This window comes from Pseudoalteromonas sp. 20-MNA-CIBAN-0454 (genome assembly GCF_040308685.1).
Lineage (GTDB): Bacteria > Pseudomonadota > Gammaproteobacteria > Enterobacterales > Alteromonadaceae > Pseudoalteromonas > Pseudoalteromonas nigrifaciens.
In genome coordinates, this window is sequence record NZ_JBEOOB010000001.1 from 14,331 (window position 1) to 33,230 (window position 18,900).

At 38.9% G+C, this 18,900-nt stretch carries 21 protein-coding genes; 7 read left to right on the forward strand and 14 right to left on the reverse strand.

Annotation, left to right across the window (positions count from 1 at the left end; genetic code table 11):
• Positions 1 to 38: 38 nt before the first annotated feature.
• On the forward strand, positions 39 to 632 hold the full coding sequence (locus AAEZ22_RS00095; RefSeq protein ID WP_309217057.1) for a tRNA-uridine aminocarboxypropyltransferase: 594 nt from the start codon (positions 39 to 41) through the stop codon (positions 630 to 632).
• A 32-nt stretch (positions 633 to 664) separates the two neighbouring features.
• On the forward strand, positions 665 to 1,450 hold the full coding sequence (locus tag AAEZ22_RS00100; RefSeq protein WP_182677101.1) for a CLCA_X family protein: 786 nt from the start codon (positions 665 to 667) through the stop codon (positions 1,448 to 1,450).
• A 17-nt stretch (positions 1,451 to 1,467) separates the two neighbouring features.
• On the opposite strand, the gene dcd is transcribed toward AAEZ22_RS00100, so the two are convergent.
• A complete protein-coding gene (gene dcd / locus AAEZ22_RS00105; RefSeq protein ID WP_011328000.1) occupies positions 1,468 to 2,052 on the reverse strand; it encodes a dCTP deaminase in 585 nt (194 codons plus the stop codon).
• A 6-nt stretch (positions 2,053 to 2,058) separates the two neighbouring features.
• On the reverse strand, positions 2,059 to 3,135 hold the full coding sequence (gene apbC / locus AAEZ22_RS00110) for an iron-sulfur cluster carrier protein ApbC (RefSeq protein ID WP_089368183.1): 1,077 nt from the start codon (positions 3,133 to 3,135) through the stop codon (positions 2,059 to 2,061).
• Between the two features lie 176 nt (positions 3,136 to 3,311).
• On the opposite strand from apbC, the gene metG reads away from it, so the two are divergent.
• On the forward strand, positions 3,312 to 5,333 hold the full coding sequence (gene metG, locus AAEZ22_RS00115) for a methionine--tRNA ligase (protein ID WP_306288086.1): 2,022 nt from the start codon (positions 3,312 to 3,314) through the stop codon (positions 5,331 to 5,333).
• A 59-nt stretch (positions 5,334 to 5,392) separates the two neighbouring features.
• On the opposite strand, the gene AAEZ22_RS00120 is transcribed toward metG, so the two are convergent.
• Both AAEZ22_RS00120 and AAEZ22_RS00125 read right to left on the reverse strand, forming a co-directional pair.
• A complete protein-coding gene (locus AAEZ22_RS00120) occupies positions 5,393 to 6,181 on the reverse strand; it encodes a hypothetical protein (RefSeq protein ID WP_352295693.1) in 789 nt (262 codons plus the stop codon).
• A 28-nt stretch (positions 6,182 to 6,209) separates the two neighbouring features.
• Positions 6,210 to 6,392, reverse strand: coding sequence for a hypothetical protein (locus tag AAEZ22_RS00125; RefSeq protein ID WP_179806638.1), 183 nt, complete (start codon positions 6,390 to 6,392; stop codon positions 6,210 to 6,212).
• Positions 6,393 to 6,573: 181 nt separating this feature from the next.
• Here AAEZ22_RS00125 and AAEZ22_RS00130 point away from each other — a divergent pair, with 181 nt between their 5' ends.
• The gene (locus AAEZ22_RS00130) at positions 6,574 to 7,110 is read left to right on the forward strand and encodes a Tll0287-like domain-containing protein (RefSeq protein ID WP_179806639.1); all 537 of its coding nucleotides are present in this window, start codon (positions 6,574 to 6,576) and stop codon (positions 7,108 to 7,110) included.
• A gap of 89 nt (positions 7,111 to 7,199) precedes the next feature.
• Here the strand turns inward: AAEZ22_RS00130 and AAEZ22_RS00135 are convergent, their stop codons facing one another.
• From AAEZ22_RS00135 to aceK, 7 genes are all read right to left on the reverse strand, one after another.
• On the reverse strand, positions 7,200 to 8,756 hold the full coding sequence (locus tag AAEZ22_RS00135) for a phospholipase D family protein (protein ID WP_352295697.1): 1,557 nt from the start codon (positions 8,754 to 8,756) through the stop codon (positions 7,200 to 7,202).
• Between the two features lie 111 nt (positions 8,757 to 8,867).
• On the reverse strand, positions 8,868 to 9,392 hold the full coding sequence (locus tag AAEZ22_RS00140) for a DUF2937 family protein (protein WP_339684772.1): 525 nt from the start codon (positions 9,390 to 9,392) through the stop codon (positions 8,868 to 8,870).
• 52 nt (positions 9,393 to 9,444) lie between these two features.
• On the reverse strand, positions 9,445 to 9,861 hold the full coding sequence (locus AAEZ22_RS00145) for a thiol-disulfide oxidoreductase DCC family protein (RefSeq protein ID WP_089368177.1): 417 nt from the start codon (positions 9,859 to 9,861) through the stop codon (positions 9,445 to 9,447).
• 150 nt (positions 9,862 to 10,011) lie between these two features.
• Positions 10,012 to 10,662 (reverse strand): signal peptidase I, encoded by a 651-nt coding sequence (gene lepB / locus AAEZ22_RS00150; protein ID WP_089368176.1) that lies wholly within the window; start codon positions 10,660 to 10,662, stop codon positions 10,012 to 10,014.
• A 141-nt stretch (positions 10,663 to 10,803) separates the two neighbouring features.
• Positions 10,804 to 11,055 (reverse strand): DUF2999 domain-containing protein, encoded by a 252-nt coding sequence (locus AAEZ22_RS00155; RefSeq protein ID WP_058373242.1) that lies wholly within the window; start codon positions 11,053 to 11,055, stop codon positions 10,804 to 10,806.
• 83 nt (positions 11,056 to 11,138) lie between these two features.
• Entirely contained in the window at positions 11,139 to 12,101 is a 963-nt protein-coding gene (locus AAEZ22_RS00160) for a zinc-binding dehydrogenase (RefSeq protein WP_086995580.1), read from the reverse strand.
• An 89-nt stretch (positions 12,102 to 12,190) separates the two neighbouring features.
• Positions 12,191 to 13,969 (reverse strand): bifunctional isocitrate dehydrogenase kinase/phosphatase, encoded by a 1,779-nt coding sequence (gene aceK, locus AAEZ22_RS00165; protein WP_011327988.1) that lies wholly within the window; start codon positions 13,967 to 13,969, stop codon positions 12,191 to 12,193.
• Positions 13,970 to 14,071: 102 nt separating this feature from the next.
• Between aceK and AAEZ22_RS00170 the strand changes: the two genes are divergently transcribed.
• A complete protein-coding gene (locus AAEZ22_RS00170; protein WP_011327987.1) occupies positions 14,072 to 15,019 on the forward strand; it encodes a LysR family transcriptional regulator in 948 nt (315 codons plus the stop codon).
• Between the two features lie 112 nt (positions 15,020 to 15,131).
• Here the strand turns inward: AAEZ22_RS00170 and AAEZ22_RS00175 are convergent, their stop codons facing one another.
• Positions 15,132 to 15,500 carry an MliC family protein gene (locus AAEZ22_RS00175; RefSeq protein ID WP_011327986.1) on the reverse strand — a complete coding sequence of 123 codons (369 nt, stop codon included), beginning with the start codon at positions 15,498 to 15,500 and terminating at the stop codon, positions 15,132 to 15,134.
• A gap of 314 nt (positions 15,501 to 15,814) precedes the next feature.
• Between AAEZ22_RS00175 and AAEZ22_RS00180 the strand changes: the two genes are divergently transcribed.
• A complete protein-coding gene (locus AAEZ22_RS00180; protein ID WP_086995586.1) occupies positions 15,815 to 16,261 on the forward strand; it encodes a hypothetical protein in 447 nt (148 codons plus the stop codon).
• 12 nt (positions 16,262 to 16,273) lie between these two features.
• Here AAEZ22_RS00180 and icd read toward each other — a convergent pair whose 3' ends face one another.
• Both icd and AAEZ22_RS00190 read right to left on the reverse strand, forming a co-directional pair.
• Positions 16,274 to 17,524 (reverse strand): NADP-dependent isocitrate dehydrogenase, encoded by a 1,251-nt coding sequence (gene icd, locus AAEZ22_RS00185; RefSeq protein WP_041454683.1) that lies wholly within the window; start codon positions 17,522 to 17,524, stop codon positions 16,274 to 16,276.
• A gap of 225 nt (positions 17,525 to 17,749) precedes the next feature.
• Positions 17,750 to 18,313: a hypothetical protein gene (locus AAEZ22_RS00190; protein WP_231613459.1), complete on the reverse strand. Its 564-nt coding sequence runs from the start codon at positions 18,311 to 18,313 to the stop codon at positions 17,750 to 17,752.
• 341 nt (positions 18,314 to 18,654) lie between these two features.
• Between AAEZ22_RS00190 and AAEZ22_RS00195 the strand changes: the two genes are divergently transcribed.
• Positions 18,655 to 18,822 (forward strand): hypothetical protein, encoded by a 168-nt coding sequence (locus tag AAEZ22_RS00195; protein WP_007375427.1) that lies wholly within the window; start codon positions 18,655 to 18,657, stop codon positions 18,820 to 18,822.
• Positions 18,823 to 18,900: the final 78 nt, after the last annotated feature.

The following is an 18,900-nucleotide window of genomic DNA, read 5'->3' on the forward strand; positions in this document are numbered from 1 at the left end:
TAATTACTCATAATGTACCTTCACCAAAAGTAGTTTAAATGGCTCGCCCACTGTGTAATTTTTGTTTGTTCGCACTTAATACTTGTATTTGCAGTGCTGTAACCTCTATTAACAATAAAGTAAAAGTAATTATTTTACAGCACCCTAGTGAAGAAAAAGTAACAAAAAACACGGCTAAATTATTAAATTTATGCCTAGCTGATTGCCAAATAATCAAAGGCGAAAGTAATAACGACTTTGCGCAGCTTCGTGCCCTACCTGCCAGCTCAACCGTTTTACTTTACCCTAATGAGCAGGCTATAAATTTAGATAATAACGACGCGCTAAACACACTACTGCCTATTACGCACTTAATTGTTATTGATGGTACATGGAAAAAAGCCTATAAAATTTTACAGCTAAGCTCGCTACTGCAACGGTTTCAAACTGTAAGCTTTGCTAATTTACCTAAAAATCGTTACACAATACGTAAAGCTCCCCGCGCAGATAGCTTGTCAACGCTTGAGGCCGTTGCACATAGCTTACAGCTTATTGAACAGTTAAACCCTGCCCCACTTTATAATTTACTTGATGAATTAATACAAAAACAAACCCAACACATGCCTGCTCACGTAAAAGCACGTTACTTATAATTTATGATTAGTTTTTATAAATGATATTAGCGATGCGTAACTATCAAAATAGATTAAAACGCGGCTTTAGCCGTCAAGGTCCCGATTATCGTTTTGACGATCAAGTTGATTTTAGCGATATAAGAGACACTTTCGGTTTTAGATCTATGGTGGTAGGTAAATGGGTAAACAAAGAAGAGCGCTACATTAGTGCTAATTTAATTTATGATGCACTTGCCGATTTAGCACAAATACTGCACTTACCACCTAAAGCAATTGGCCTGCGCGGTAAACTCAATTTTGCGTTTGGTGCTGGCGGACAAAAGCATGTACAAGCGCATTATAATGCAGCTAGCCAAACGCTTGCACTTGCAAAAAATGCCGGCGGTGGTGCGCTCGCCCATGAATGGTTTCATGCTTTTGATCATCATATAAGTGAGCATTTATTTGCAGCAAAACCACGCTTTGGTTTTGCGTCTAAACTGTGGTTATCAAACACGCCTAATTTATCGCATCCGCTCAATAATACGCTTAATGACTTTTACAAAAACGTGTTTTTAGATGCACAGGGCATTGCTGCAAACCGATTTGTACAAACGTGCATTGAATACGATAAAGCAAAAAATATGAATTACATGAGTATGCCCGAGGAGCTAGCAGCGCGTTGCTTTGAAGCCTGTATAGCCAGCCACCCGCATATAAAAAATAGCTTTTTAGTCAGTGGGCTAAAAAGTAGTGATTTAATATACCCAGATGATGAGCACATTAACGCTGCAAATAAAGCGCTTAACCAATATTTTGAATTACTGGGTTATGCGCTTCATAAGTTAGATGAGTAAAGTGCTTTATTTAATCATTACCTGTCATCGCTAATACGACTTGCTACGGCACTGTTTTGATCTTTGTACTTAGCATCTTTACGCGTATTGTAAGGATTAGCACAAGGGCCTGTAAGTGTTTCAAAACTCATAGCACCAATTTTCATCATAGGTCTTAGTGCTAAAGGGAGTTTACCTGAGTTATAAAACTCTAAAACAATATTACCACTCCAACCGGGATCAATTCGATGCGCGGTTACATGCACCATTAAACCTAATCGTGCCAGCGATGAACGTCCATCTAGCCAGCCTACAATGTCTGCTGGCAGTGTTACTTTTTCATAGGTAATAGCCAGTGCAAGCTCGCCTGGGTGTAAAAAAAATGCTTCGCCTTCATCTAGCACAATTTCGTCGCTCATGATTGACTCCATGGCTTTATTGAGCTGATCTTTAGGGCCACTTAAATCTACATATGCTGCTGTATGTGCATGAAAAGTTCTAAATTTATTACCTAAGCGTAAGTCGGCAGTAACACCCGAAATCATCTCATCTGTGGGTGCAGGCTCAATAACAATACGGCCATCGTTTAGGTATTCTTTAATATGTGTATCTGAAAGTCTCATGGTGTATTAATCATCCGTAATCACAATCTCTACCGAGTTGTGATGCTGTTGATAGTAAAGCGTGCTGGCTATAAGCCGCGCTGCTGCGCTGTAAGTTTTGCTTATTGCTGCAGTGTTATCGCAAGCAATAAGTTTGCCCTGCTCAGAGTATTCTCGAATATCTATTGCAAGCGGAATATGTGATAGCACAGGAACGCCGTGCTTGTGTGCTAGTTTTTGTGCGCCATCTTTACCAAATACGTGGTTTGCCTCGCCGCAGTGGCTGCAAATGTAATGGCTCATATTTTCAATTAAGCCCAGCACTGGCACGTTTACTTTATTAAACATGGCGATGCCTTTTTGCGCATCGGCTAAGGCTAAATCTTGGGGTGTGGTAACAATTACTGTGCCACTTGCCGGTACTTTTTGGCTCATAGTAAGTTGAATGTCACCCGTACCTGGTGGCATATCAACAATAAGGTAGTCAAGCTCGCCCCAATCAGTTTCATTTAGTAGCTGGCTAAGCGCCCCCGATGCCATAGGCCCGCGCCATACAGTGGCGTCATCGCTGGGTACTAAAAAGCCGATTGATTGTGCTTTAATACCGTTTGCATCAAAAGGCTGTAACTGTTTGTTATCTTTAGTGATGGGCTCTGCGCCTACCAAGCCTAAAAGCATAGGGATTGACGGGCCATAAATGTCGGCATCTAAAATACCAACTTTTGCGCCTTCGCTGTGCAGCGCGCCTGCTAAATTAACAGCAGTAGTCGATTTACCCACCCCGCCTTTACCTGAGGCAATAAGCACAATATGTTTAATTGTTTTAAATTTTGCAGGCTCTTTAAGCTCTACCGTGGCCGACACAGTTACTGCCACCTTGAGAGCGTTAGTAACATGCTCTGCCACCATTGGCATTTCTGACTGTGCAGCAAATGGCAAAATTAAAGTAATAGTGAGCGATTTATCGTCGTTTTGGGTGATATTCTTAATGAAGCTTTCATCAATACCCACAGCAAAAGCGGCACTACGATACGCGGCTAAAGCAGCAAAGATCGGTTGTTTTTGCACCGATTTAGAAGAGAATAGTTTCGACAGTCCAAACATAGTAATTAAATAACGTTTCTTTGATGAAAAGTGCCTCGGAATTATGTAACATTCAGGGCATTAACACCAGTCAATTAATACAAATCCACAAGCTGTTGCGTTGTTAGCGCTCAGCTTGTAAATAAATTAATGATTTTCATCCGTTCCTTAATAGGAACCGTCAATTCGGAATGATTATGGCACAGCGAAAGATCCTGATTACCAGCGCATTACCTTATGCAAATGGCCCTACTCACTTAGGTCATTTATTGGAATATATTCAAACTGATATTTGGTCACGTTTTCAAAAACTACAAGGCCACGAAGCCTATTATGTTTGCGCCGACGATGCCCATGGCACGCCTATTATGCTTAACGCGCAAAAGCAAGGGATCACGCCTGAAGAAGCGGTAGAAAAAGTAAGTATTGAGCGTCAACGCGACTTTGCCGACTTTAATATTAAGTTTGATAATTATCACAGTACCCACAGCCAAGAAAACAAAGAGCTGAGTGAGCTTATTTATAATCGCCTAAACGATGCAGGGCATATTAAAAGGCACACTATTTCGCAGTTATTCGACCCAGAAAAAGGCATATTTTTACCCGATCGCTTTGTAACCGGTACGTGCCCAACCTGTAAGTCTGAAAATCAAAATGGCGACAACTGCGACTCATGTGGTGCAACATATAGTCCTACAGATTTAATTAACCCGCGCTCGGTTATGTCTGGTGCTGAGCCTATTTTAAAAGACTCTGAGCATTACTTTTTTGATCTGCCAGCATTTGAAGGCATGTTAAAAGAGTGGTTACACTCGGGTACTATTCAGCAAGAAATGGCTAACAAGCTTGATGAATGGTTTACTGATGGCCTGCAACAGTGGGATATTAGCCGTGATGCGCCTTACTTTGGTTTTGAAATACCAAACGCACCAGGTAAATACTTCTACGTTTGGTTAGATGCGCCTATTGGTTATATGGCCAGCTTTAAAAACCTGTGTGATAAAAAAGGTATCGACTTTGATGCTTTTTGGGCTGCAGATTCAGACGCTGAGCTTTACCACTTTATTGGTAAAGACATTATTTATTTTCATAGTTTATTTTGGCCAGCAATGTTAGAAGGCGCTAACTTTAGAAAGCCAACTAACGTATTTGCCCACGGTTTTGTTACCGTAAATGGCGAAAAAATGTCTAAATCGAAAGGCACGTTTATTAAAGCGCGTACTTATTTAGATAATTTAAACCCAGAATATTTACGTTACTATTACGCGGCAAAATTAAGCGGCGGCATTGTTGATCTTGATTTAAACCTAGAAGACTTTGCGCAACGCGTAAACTCAGACCTAGTAGGTAAAGTAGTAAATATAGCAAGCCGTTGTGCAGGCTTTATTACTAAAAAGTTTGATGGCAAGCTAAGCGCAACCGTTATGCAACCCCAGTTGCTTAAAGAATTTCAAGCAGCTGCACCAAGCATTACAGCCCATTACGAAAACCGTGAGTTTAGCCGTGCAATTCGTGAAATAATGGCGCTTGCCGACAAAGCAAACCAATTTATAGATGCCGCAGCACCTTGGGTACTCATTAAAGACGAAACTAAACAACAAGAAGCGCACGAAGTTTGCTCATTAGGGCTTAACTTATTCCGCGTGTTAATTACCTACTTAAAGCCTGTACTGCCTGAAATGGCCGATAACGTAGAAGCATTCTTAAATGACGACCTTACATGGGACGGCGTGCAAAATGCATTAGTAAGCCACCCAATCAATAAATTTAAACCGTTAATGCAACGTGTAGAAATGGACAAAGTAAATAAAATGGTTGAGGAGTCAAAAGAAAGCTTAGAATCAAAAGTGACTATTGACCCTAATAGCCCACTGGCTAAAGAGCCAATTTGTGATGAAATTGAATTTGACGACTTTGCAAAAGTAGACTTACGCGTAGCAAAAATTGCTAAAGCTGAGCACGTAGAAGGCGCCGATAAACTACTTAAGCTAACACTTGATTTAGGCGGCGAAACGCGCCAAGTGTTTGCGGGTATCAAATCGGCTTACGCTCCAGAGGATATTGAAGGTAAGCTTACTGTTATGGTTGCTAACCTTAAACCACGAAAAATGCGTTTTGGTATGTCAGAAGGCATGGTATTAGCTGCAGGGCCTGGCGGTAAAGAGATTTACATTCTTAACCCAGACGACGGCTCAGAGCCTGGCATGCGTGTAATGTAAGCTTTGCTTATATATTAAAAGCCGCTGAATTTATTAGCGGCTTTTTTGTAAGTAAATTATTAACCTAACTTATAGGTTATATTTATTTTAGCTAAATGAATAACTAAGCATTGCGAGCTAATATAAATTATCCAATTTATATACCTAATTTGTGGAAAGTACCCTTCACCGCTATTCCCATAAATCCAATATAAACCAATTAATGCATCGGCAATTGCCGCTAATACTAACCCTAAACTAACCAGCCATACTCCCAAAGGCGCGTTTAACCTGCGATATGTATTAAGCAGTACTAAACTCATTAATCCCACACTGGTTATAACAAAACTATGAAGCCCGGTTAATAGCAGTACATAATAACCTGCCTCTGGAATATGCATAAAATAAAAACAAAGCAGCGATATTAATAGCGTGCCCCCTAAATAAGCAGCCACATAATATAATGGATACATAACTAAACTACGGCTCGCCAGTAGTACAGCAATAAAGAGTAAGCTGTATCCGGGTACAAAAAACCACACAGAGTCAGCTAAATAGTCGTGCTTAATTACCTCGTTATAACGGTAATATTGATTGCTTAAATTAAAATTTACCACGTCTCCACAAATGCATAAGACTAAGGAGGCCATGCATAATAGGGCGATATAACGTTGTTGTTTGTTTTTAGTGTGTTTATATACCCAGCGGGTAATACTGGCGCTATTAAATAACAGAATAATTAAGGTTATTATTTCAATAGCTAAAAGCACTTTACCCTGTGGTGAAGGCCATAAACCATATATACCTGCAGCCCCTACAAAAATAGCCGCTAACCAAGCTAAAAACGAAAGCGTAATATGTTTATTCATAAAAACAACTCCAGTAAGCTGCTTTACGTTATTGTATATTTTTGTCAGGGGTAGATTCTGCTTTCATAGTTTGCATCTCTTTATCGGCTTTTAGCTTACATACGGCCAACTGCTCTAAACGCATGTTTTTAATTGCTTCTAGCGGATCATCAAGCGCCCTACTTTGCTGCGATAATGCATATTCAGCGCTGTCATCATTTTTAATTGTCATTATTAGCTACCTTATTATGTAATTTATATTTTGGGTTTACCATCATTTAGCTAAGCTCTTTGCAGCTATAATTTATACAGTACTTTAATTAATCTGAGCTTCGGATAATTAGCGATAAAAAAGCTTGAACAAATTATTGCCCAGCTGTACATTAGAAGCCTCTAATATATAAAGGTGTATTATGCGCTCTATTTTATTATTTACCAGCTTGTTTGTTTCATCAAGCGTATTAGCTAATAGCGACGATGCGTACTTTGCTCGTAGCACTGTTAAAGCATTTTCAACTGATTTAAAAAATGTTTTAGTAAGTACCATGAAAGCAAATGGCCCTGTTGCAGCAATTGAAGTATGCAATATTAGTGCGCCGGCTATTGCACTACAACACAGTGCGAATGAGTGGGAAATTAGTCGTACATCATTAAAAGTGCGTAATCCTAATAACCAAGCTAACGAGTGGCTAAATTCAATACTGCTCGATTTTGAGCAGCGTAAAGAAAATGGCGAACCTATAGCAAGTATTGAACATCAAGAACAAAAAGCCGATGCTTGGTATTTAGTTAAAGCAATTCCTACAGGGCAAGCTTGCTTAGCTTGCCATGGTAGTGAATTAAAGCCTGAAGTAAAAAATAAATTAACTGAGCTTTATCCAAGTGATAAAGCAACTGGTTTTAATTTGGGAGATATACGAGGCGCTTTTGTTGTAAAAAAACACCCTTAAATACCATTATTATTCAAACTGTTAAACCTCTTACCCTGAGTGCTGGTTAAGTATTAATACTGGGGTTACTCTGCCTTATTTAACACATATTAAAGTAAGTGTTCCACAGGCAGATAGCCAAATAACCAAGCCTGAAAACGTACCCAGGTGCTGGCCTCTGGCTCAGCGTTTTTACTTACCACTTTAGTGGGTGTAATTGATTCATCTAACCACAGTAAGTCGTGATTAAAACCCCACCAATTTTCAGTTTTAGTGACATCTAACCGCCATGCATGGCGAGGTAACTCTTCTAAAAATATATCTGCTGCTGTGCTTGCCATTTTGTCACTATAAATTACAACACCTATTTCGGTATTTAAATTAATTGAACGTGGATCTAAGTTCATTGAGCCAACAAAAAGTGTATTACGATCAAAAATCATTGTTTTGGCGTGTAAGCTCGCTTTTGATGAACCAGCTAAATCGGTGATTTTTTTATGTTTTGCTTTATCTTTAGATTTAATTTTAGGCTTAGACTTAGGTTTTACTGTAGCGCGTAACTCCCATAATTTAACGCCCGCCTCTATAAGTGACTCACGATAGTTTGCATAGCCGGCGTGCACAACGGGTACGTCGTTGGCCGAGAGCGAATTGGTTAAAATGGTCACATTAGCACCGGTATTAATCCAACGTTTTAAGCTTGCAACGCCTGCATCACCGGGAATAAAATAAGGTGAAACAATTAATGCTTCACTGTGTGCATCATTAAGTAAATTACTTAATGCTGGGGCCATATAACCGGTATTATCATCACTCACATTCATTATTTTATCAGGATGATCGTATACTAATTCAGAGTTTGCCCAGTAAAGTGCTAGCTGTCCGCGTAGCAAATTATCAATAATATCCAGTGACTCTAAACGCCGTAGATAGGCTTTACTTTGCTCACTAGTATATATTTTAGCGAGTTGTTTTCGTACTTGTTCTAGTTTAGCTGCACTCGATGCAGGCGCTATATATTTAATCGCTACCGAGAGTGAATGATTCCAATATAAATCAAATGCAGTGGCCACACGCGGGGCAAATTCCCCCACGCCAAGTACATCTAAGTCAGAAAAGTTAGTGTAAATATTGGCAGAAAAATAAGTATCTCCAATATTACGGCCACCAATAATAGCCGCCTGATTATCAACAATAAACGACTTGTTATGCATGCGCCTATTGATCTGTTTAAAATTAGTTAAAAAATCAACATAAGGTAAAGTGCGATTTGAAAACGGATTAAATAACCGTACTGACACATTAGGGTGTTGCACCAAGGCACTAAATAAAGCGTCTTGGCTTTCGTGGCCAAAGTCATCTAGTAACATGCGTACCCGCACGCCTCTATCGGCTGCACGAAGTAAGTAATGAGTGAATATTTTGGCCGTAGTATCGTTATGAAATAAGTAATACTGCACATCAATAGACATTTCGGCTTTTTCTATTAATAACAGCCTAGTTGCAAATGCATCAAGGCCATCACCAAGTAGATAGAACCCTGAGCTCGCAGGGTGTTTACTCGCCTCTAATGCTATGCCTTTAGCTAAGCTAGTATTTTGCGTTTTGCTAAATGCATAGCTAGGTTCGGCTTGAACCTTAGGATAACTAGCGCAGCCAAAAAGCATGCTTATAACCATAAATAAACAAAGGGAAATTGCCGATAAATATCGCATAAATGCTATCAGTTCTCATAATATGTGAGCCTAGTTATATAGGTGATTTAAATAATTATACTATTATTGGGCTGGTTTCTCGATAGTGTTAACTTTACTTGCCCTTTTTTTAACTGAGTAAATTGTAAAAGGTAGCATAATTAATTGATTTAATAAAAAACCAAATACTAGCCCAAACGCAATACCGGTAAAAGTAAGCGGTATGCCTAATTTAAAGTTATCAATAGTATTTTTTAATATACCGAAACGGGTGGGAGTAAACATATAAATTAGTTTTTCAAAAAAGTTACCCTGTTTAAATATAGTCATTCCACCTTCTAAATCTGAAAATAAATCAAGGGTTAACAGCTTTTGTTGTGCATCAGTTTTAACACTTGGCTCGCTATTGCGTAAGTGTCTATCAATCATTGCTTTAACACTGGGAAATGCATGCATTTGGGCGGTGGCTTTATAACCATCAACTTGCCATTTTGTTGCCTGATACAAGCCTGCTAAATGTTGCTGATAATGGTCCGTAAGTTGCGGTACTTGCAACGCTATAATTAACGCAACAGCAAAGGTTAGCTTATCAAATATTCTTACTATCATGATTAATTCCCCTTAGCATTTGCGTATTAAAGTTAAAAGTCTATTTATAAATTTAATCTAAAAAGCGATCACTTATGTCCTCTGCTGGCAACCAACAAGCATTTGTACGCCCAAACCACTTATAACGTCTAGCACCAATAAAATCATAACCCCAATCTCGTAATGGCCGAGGTATTATGAGTAACACTTGCAACAACGGCCATAAACCCGATAACTGCCCAGCAGTACGAAGTGCCGCTGTTGACTTAAACCAAATGCCACTATCGTCAATAAGCACCACAGAACCCAGCTTACTTGTAGCTTCACTTCCCTGCTGCTTAAGTAAGTTTTTTGCTACAGTTGACTGCAATGACGCAAAGCGAAATTTTTTATATGGATCATGCTCAATCACGAAGCGTACCGAGCCTGTGCATAAATTGCATACGCCATCGAACAGTAATATAGGCGATTTTTTAGTCTTTAAGCTCATATTATTGACTCTGCTGAACAGGTGTTAAAAAATAGCAGGAATATCAAGCTACTATAATTACCATCAATTTACATTCGTTTTATTACTTTATGCAATACAACTCAATGGTCTAACCCGGGTTTTTATTTAGCTGCTAAAATACAAACACGCTTATTCAAGCGCTTTTAATAATCGATCAGTTCGCGGTAAATAATAGTTATCGTAATCAAGCGATACAATTACTCGCTCTGCTTTACCTAACATTTCGCTACGCGGGATCAAGCCTATTACGCGAGAATCGGCACTGTTATCGCGGTTATCACCCATGGCTAAATAGTAATTATTCGGGATTGTGATTTTATCAAACCCTGCTAATCGCGACGCTCTATTGGCTACTCTTATTGAGTGTTTATGACCGTTTAAGTTTTCAATTTTATCAAGTGAACCTAAATTACTGTGCAAACGAGCATAGTTAAGCTTTTTACCATTAATAATAAGCTCGTTATGCTCAAGCGACACAGTATCGCCAGGTACGCCTATTACCCGCTTTATTAAGCGGTTATCAGCTTTTTTTGAATCAAATACTATGATATCACCTGCTTGTGGGTCGCCTAACTTCATTAGTGGTATATGCGTAAAGGGTAAGCGTAAGTCGTAAGCCATTTTATTTGTTAAAACTCTGTCGCCTACTTCAATGGTGGGCCGCATAGAGCCTGTAGGTACTTCGTACCAATCGGCAACTGCACTTCTAAATACGCTCATTAACGCTATAAATATGATTAATGAACGGTTATTTTTCCAAAATTTAATCAGTGTTTTCATACAATATTCCCACCATTTTATCGACTAAAACTAAGACGCTAAAAATCAATCGCAGTTCAATTGCTAATGTAACAAAACATGTTTAAGGTGAGCTAAAGTACCAAGGTATAAGGTTATACCTTGGTTAAAAGTGCGGAGGGATTACTGATTTAACTTATCTTTTGCGGCTTGTACTTTCGAAAAGTCTAAACCTAACTCGTCTGTCGCTTCTTTAATTAAGTGCGGCTGAGTCATCACTACTGCCATTAGTTGCTGTAGTTTTTCAGGTGGTATACCAAGTTGTTGCACCATGGCCATTGCCATCATTGGGTTTTGCGTTAATGCTTCAAATAGCTCGGCTATTTGCTCGTCGCTAACATTATGCTCTTTTAAAGTGGCGATAATTGGATTCATTATTAACCTTATTATGTGTGTTATAACTAAATTATATTGACTACCAGAGACATAAACAATGCCTATACATTACACGTACTGGTTTATTCTACACTTAACACTACTTTACCGGCGTTTTCATTGCGCTCTAAAATAGCATGAGCCTCGCTTGCTTGGCTCCAAGGTAGCACTTTATATAAATTAAAATCGTAGCTTTTACTTGCAATATCGCTATAAAAACGCGCTACAAAATCATCTCTTAATGCGCGTTTAAACTCTATACTACGGTTTCTAAGTGTTGATGCATGAAACGAGATACGTTTTTGCAGTAAACGGGCAAAATCAACTTCAGCAAAACGACCATCTAAAAATGCCAGCATTACAATTTGGCAATCCATAGCCGCAACAGCCGCATTTTTGTTTAAATAACTACCCGAAACAGGATCTACAATTGTGTTAGCCGTTAGGTTATTAGCCTTCATATATTCTACAAAATCAGTGGTTTTATAGTTTATAGCATGATCGGCGCCCAGTGCTTTGGCATGTGCACATTTTTCATCTGAACCTGCGGTTATAACCACAGTTGCCCCTGCGCTTTTAGCCATTTGAATTGCAGCACCACCCACACCGCTTGCACCTGCATGAATTAACGCCGTTTGCCCAGCTTGTAATTTACCTAATTCAAACAAAGCACCAAATGCTGTTAAATATACTTCACTTATTGCAGCGCCCTCTCTCATAGACACGTCATCTGGTAACTCCATTAGCTGTTTGGCATCAACCGCAACATATTCACTGTAAGCACCACCAGCACATAAAGCAAAAACGCGTTTATTAAGCCAAATTTTATCAACTTTACCACCAATATCGCAAACGATGCCTGCGCACTCTAATCCTAATATTTGGCTGTCATCTTTTGGCGCCGGATACTTACCTTGGCGTTGCATACAATCGGCGCGATTTACACCAATGGCGGCTACTTTTACCAGTACTTCATGGCTCTTTAAAACCGGTTTATTGGTTTCACTAAATGCAAGTATGCCATCTTCATGAGAAATGTATTTCATTGCCACTCCTAAGCTTTATATAACTAAACGCTATTACTAAACGTTGCATAACTAAATTAATGTAATTTATATATGGGGATCAAAACACCTTATTTAAAGCGCCAACTTTGTTTATATGGATACACGTCGGGTAAATAGCCTTGTTGTACCTGTTGTTGGCACGTTTGCCAAAACTGGGCGTTAAATAAATCGCTGTGATGACTATTAAAAGCATTAAATGCCAATTCATTAGCACTAAAAAACACTTTAAATTGACTCGGGAAAATATCATTTGGCTCTATATCAAAATACGAGTCTGAACTTAGCTCTTCTAGCGCATTTTGCGTTTGCGGCACTTCTCTAAAGTTGCAATCGGTAAGTGGGCAAATTTCGTCATAATCATAAAAAACTACCCGCCCCCAGCGCGTAACACCAAAGTTTTTCATCAGCATATCCCCAGGGAAAATATTAGCACCGGCTAAGTCTTTAATTGCTCTGCCGTAATCTAGCATCACTTGTGCAAGTGCTTTGCTGTCGCAATCATTTATATATAAATTAAGCGGGGTCATTTTTCGCTCAACATAAACATGTTTTAAAATAAGCGCCTTGCCCGAAATAATTAAACTGGACCCAATGTGCTCTTTCATTTGTTGCAGCAACTGCTCGCTAAAGCGGCTCAAATCAAACGCTAAATACCTAAACTCATGCGTATCTACCAGTCGCCCTACTCTATCGGCTTGTTTTACAAAGTTGTATTTTTCTTTTACTTGCGCTTTAGTGGCGGTTTTTGGTGCGCTAAATTTATCTTTAATTACTTTATAAACATGGTCTGAGCCAGCAATAGTAAACACTAGCATTACCATACCCGGTGTACCTGGCGCAGCCACATACTTAAAGCTCGCGGGGCTATTTTTAGTGGTATCTACTTTATAACGATAAAACTCTGTTTTGGCATGTTTTATAAAGCCAATCGCATTAAATAGCTCAAAGCGCTGTTTATGCGGCATAAGTACACTTAAGTAATCTACATAACGCGCTGGTTGGTCGGTATCGACCATAAAATACGTGCGCGCAAATCCAAATAGTAAACTTAGCTGGTCGGCGCCCATCATTACCGCATCAATTTTAAGCCCCTTGGGGGTATTTAAAATGGCAATAGCAAAGGGCATATTATCGCCATTTTTAGCAATGCATCGGCCTATTAAGTAACAGGCTTTGTTTCTATAAAAATGTGAATATGCATATTCTATATAGCCGTCATTTAAGTTTATTAACTCATAAACTTGTCGACATTGTTGCTTAGCACCTTGCGTTAAAGTAGCCTGCAGGGTGGCAACATCTTGGTTTAAATTACTAAATGGCACTCTAAAAACCTGATTAGTGATCAGCGTTTTTATTGCGCTATTAAAGCCATGCTGCAATGAAATACGTTTAACTAAGCTGTCGTATGGTCGAGGTTGAGTACGATATTTAGCTTTTAATACAAATAAATGCACAGTACGTATTTTTTTATCGTCCCAAATAGCACCAAAGGTAGAATTAAAAAAAGTATGCGCTATTGGCTCGTTTTCATGATTTTTTACCATGTTGCCATAAATATTTTTAGCTAATTGCCAGGTCTGTGGGCAGCTTAACTCCGCGTAGGCAATAACCTTTACCGCTTCACTTACACTTTTAACTTGGCGCTCATACACTTGTAAGCGCTCGCGCATAGCACTTTGTACCTCGTGATATTGTCGCTGTTCAAAGCGGCTTTGTGCGCCTAAGGTTATATTTAAAAAGGTGGCAAACATAGCTTCAAACCCAGCAAAAACGGCGCGCGCTAACTTAGTCGCAATCACATCTTGCACTGTACTATTTTGCAGTTTATTCGTTATTGTATCTGGCATATTTACTAGGCTTATTACGGCTATTATTTTTTAGTTGTTTACACCTTAGCAAGCAGGCTTTAATTTAGATAATTAATACAGTAAATAAATAAGATTGATTAAATGAATATAAGAAATGTCGATCTCAACTTGCTTGTGTACCTAAACGTACTAATAGACGAAAAAAGTGTTTCTAAAGCGGCTAATAAACTCGCACTTACCCAACCTGCTATGAGTAATGCGTTAAAGCGGCTGCGTGACTTATTTGACGACCCGCTTTTGGTGCGGGCTTCAGGCTCTATGGCGCCCACAGCAAAAGCGCTGGCACTAAAGCCCGAAATAGAGTTATTACTTAAAATGGCTGAAGAAATTACTCAGCCCACTGAGCTATTCGATCCGACAAGTGCCAAAGTAACGTTTAGAATTATGGCAAACGATTATTTAGAGTCGACGTTAATCGCCCCTTTTATAACTGAGCAGTTGAGTAAAAACCCAGGAATAAACTTTGATATACTCAGCCCAAGTGATGTAAATCTGCAAGATATGGAAAAAGGCACCATAGATTTAGCAATTAACCGCTTTAATGGCCTACCACGCTCGTTTCACCAAGCTACGGTTTGGCGCGATAACTATTGTTGTTTAACGCACCCCAATAATCAATTTTTACAACAGTCGAGCCTAGAAGATTACTTAAAAAGCGAACATATTTGGGTAAATCGTGCAGGCTGGGGGCCTGAGCCCGCTGTTACTAATAAATCTGGTAAGCAAAAGTTAGGATGGGTAGACGAAGCACTGTGGCAATTAGAACAAACTCGAAAAATACGCGTTTTTACACGCCATTATATGATTGCCAGTTTACTGTGCCAGTCAGATAAGTTAATTGCAACATTACCACGTCGCCAAGCTAAGCTGTTAACTACGCATACTAACTTGGTTATCAGCCCAGTACCTTTTCAAATTGTACCTATTGAGGTAAAAATGATCTGGAGCCCATTGTTGCATCATGCATCGGCGCACCAATGGTTACGCAGAGAACTGCTGGAATTTGCAAAAACAATTGCCGACAGGTAGTAATACTAGTGCAAAGGTATATAAAATTTACAACGAGTAACTTGCACAGTAGGTGTTGCAAATTACTCGTTAAATTCGCCTAAACTTAGGCTTTAATGCGTATTAATAAGGCTTATAGCGCTGTACATGTTTCAATTGCATCACCGGTGCTACCATCTTGCATATGGCTAAACAGCGTGCCTTCAGAGCCAGTTCCTGATGCTTTAGTCCAAAACTCGTACTTGTCATTCATATAGCGCGCACCACTGGCCGACACAGCAATCTTCATTTCGTATTCCGTACCTAAATAGTCAACTGTTGCAGTGTCTGTAGAGGGGTAAGTTACCGCCATTGTATTACCACTTTCACACTGATAGTTATGCACTATTACCGCTGTTTGTGCCGTGTTTTTTACGTCGGTGTGGCTGTTGTCTTGTGGCTCATTACCACAAGCCGAAAGCATTAATGTGGTGATAATAATAGCAGGAGCAAAAATTTTCATAGCAGTCTCTTTATTGTTAGTTAGTGGTTAAACCATTGCCTGTGTAACAAGGTTATTGTTAAGTGTTATCTGTTAACTTACTAATAATAGATACTTATACCAGTGTGGTTAAGCCTCTGTATCTAGTTTGTAAAATTAACAACTGTGGCTACTGTAAGCTAATTAGGCTTAATGTAGCCTTGCTAAACACACTAAAATTCGTCGTAATTTAACAGTATTGATATAATCAATATCAGTTATTGAAAACAACAATTTTATTAATACTAGAGTTAGCGCTAGAGTGAAGTTAAGCCAACTAACTAAGAGTAATAATTATGCAAACTTCATCAAGCTTCACCCAACAAGACGGATTGTTTATTAATAGCCATTTTCATCAATTTATTGAGCAGCAGTTAGCACCACTAGCGGCGATGCCAAGCGATGATATTTATCAGGTGCTTGCCACTTTAGTAGATGAATTTGGCTGTACTTGTCGTAAAACTAAACATAATGCGGATGATGTTTTAGACGTGCAAACATTGCTTAATGCTTATCAGCATAATAACCACCCTTATTGCAATGTAGACTCGCAAACAACAGAAGCTGTTCTGGATGAGCATTGCTGCCAAGTTCCGGCCATTATTGTAGTTGCGTTAATGGATACGCTTAGCGGCACATTTAATACCGACCAAGATGCACATGCTATTTATCATCGTGCTGCGCAGTTAACTAATCGTGCATGTACGCATCGCGTAAACCTTGTTAACGTATCTGCAGCCTAATAATGGTGTTGTTTAAAAGTGCTCGATGACCCTAAGTGCAAAGTCTGTACAGCTTAAGGGCATCGAGTTATGAGGCTCAGATAGCAAATCAAACGTAACCTCTCCCGCCGCTAACGTGCGCTCTAAGGCATTTTCTATTAAATTAGCCGCCTCATGCCACTGCATAAACTTAAGCATTAATACCGCACTTAAAATGCTGCTGCTCGGATTCGCTTTATTTTGCCCAGCAATACGCGCAAATGTACCGTGCGTGGGCTCAAAAAATGCTACCTCATTATTTAAATTAGCCGCCGGCATTATGCCTACTCCACCTACTTGTGCGCTAAGCATATCTGCTAAAAAGTCACCATTTTGATTAGTCGTTGCAACTACATCAAATTGCTCTGGGTGCATTAAACACTGCTGTAACATGTTATCGGCTATAACTTCTTTAATTATAAGTGGTGGCTGCCCTTGTCGTGGAATATGTAACCAACGGCCGTTTTCATCATCAATGGCTTGGTATTCACGCTTAGCGAGTGCAAAGCCCCAGCGTTTAAATGCACCATCAGTAAATTTAAGCACATTACCTTTGTGCACTAAAGTCAGCGATTCGCTGTTATTTTTTAGCGCGTAATTAATTGCGTAACGTACTAGGCGCTCTGAGCCTTCTTTAGAAATGTTTTTAATGCCAATTCCGCATTCTTGGGTAAACCTTAAACGCGTAACCCCCATTTCTTCGCATAAAAAATCGAGTACTTTTTCGCTTTCAACACTACCAGCTTGCCACTCTATACCCGAGTAAACATCCTCACTGCTATCGCGCAACACAGTGATATTAGTTAAATAAGGATTTTTTAACGGCGATGGCAATGCACTAAAGCCTTTTATAGTGCGCATATTGACAAATAAATCCATTTCTTGTCTAAGTGCAACGTTAAGCGAGCGAAAACCACCACCCAAAGGAGTCGTTAATGGCCCCTTAATCGCTATTTTACATTCTCTTACTGCATTTATTGTTTCTTGTGGAAACCAATCACCATCATATAGTTTGGCTGCTTGCTCACCATTGTATACCTGCATCCAATGAATTTTTCGCTTTGCTTGGTAACAATGCGCTATCGCGCTATCAACCACTTTTCGCATTACAGGCATCACATCTTGGCCTACACCATCACCATCAATGTAAGCAATAATAGGTTGCAACGGAATTTGCCATTGGCCATTTTTTGCTATTTTTATGCTTTGCCCCTGTTCGGGCACATTAATATGTTGATACTGCAAAGCTAACATCCATCAAAAGTACATTACCCTCGATTAAAGCATGTTAAATTAAGCGTGTCTGCAGTTGCTTTTTATAGCGACTATTACAGTAATGAATAGTCAGAACTTGCCATTTTATAGCTGTTAATAAATGAGTTTTTGAATTGGCGCAGCTTATAATAATTAAAACTGTAAAAGTAATCTTAGTGGTTTTTATACGCACTTATTATTTGCAGCCGGGCATTTTTAATGCGCTTCGCTATTCGCTGTTTTTATAACTTTATAAAAATATTGGTAACCATATTCACTAAAATTTTGTGACTGCTGATTCATAAAGCCATGCAGGTATAGTGTTTTTAAACAGCGCACATTGTTTTTGGCCGATAAATTAGTTATTAATTCATCTACATTAAAGTGCGGTTCAAACCCAGGGAAAATGAATTCACATGGATGAATAGCATCTATATTTAAATAATTACGTATTTGCGTAGGATAAAAAGCAATTACTTTTTTAAGATGTGTAGTTGTAGTACTCGCTTGTGCCCGCCATGCAGCGCTAGCACCGGCACTAAATGCAATACAAATAGTGGGTTTGCTTAATTTATTAAAATATTCTTCGAGCTTGGCTGCATATTCGTCATGGCCACAGTGTTTAATAAATAACTTATAGTATTCCTCTTCATTTTCAAGGGCTTGATGAACTCCATTATAGGGGTCAACTATTTGGTTTTCAGCATTAAAGTGCTTAGCTAATTGCTGTAAACAAGGTGTTTTACCGTAAATATCGCTGATAACTAGGTATTGCATCATTTCCCTTTTAAGTTATTGATAGTGGCTGTCATAAATAATATAACAAAAAGCTTGCATATAAAATACAACTGGGTTACCTTCCCTCTCTGGTTTAAATAAACCACCGCGGTTAACCATTTACCCTGATCCAGTAAGCCCCGCAAAACGTATATTCAAAAGCTAAGTTATTGTACGGCGAGAACCCCTTAAATAATACCGAGATGATTTTATTATCATCGCAAAAGTGTCATAAAGATCGTCAACACTGTAATGAAGCTAAACACAACATCGTTAATTTATTAACTGCATATAGCTATAAAAAATAGCGCAGAATAAATAACAAGAATAAAGTGAGTTTTATTATGTCTTATAAATATAACGGGTCTATGATCCAAATTGCACATCCAGTGCAGTCAATTTCAGTAAACAAACATCGTGTAATTTTTAGTGATACACAAGGTTTAAAAAATGCATTGTTTCAAAAAGCAAGCGATGCGCGTCAATTTGTTAAATGGCTAAAAGCCAGCTAACCTACACTGATTATAATTTGCCTACTTATTAGCGCAATAATCAAAATTAAATGCCAGCCTTGTTGCTGGCATTTTACT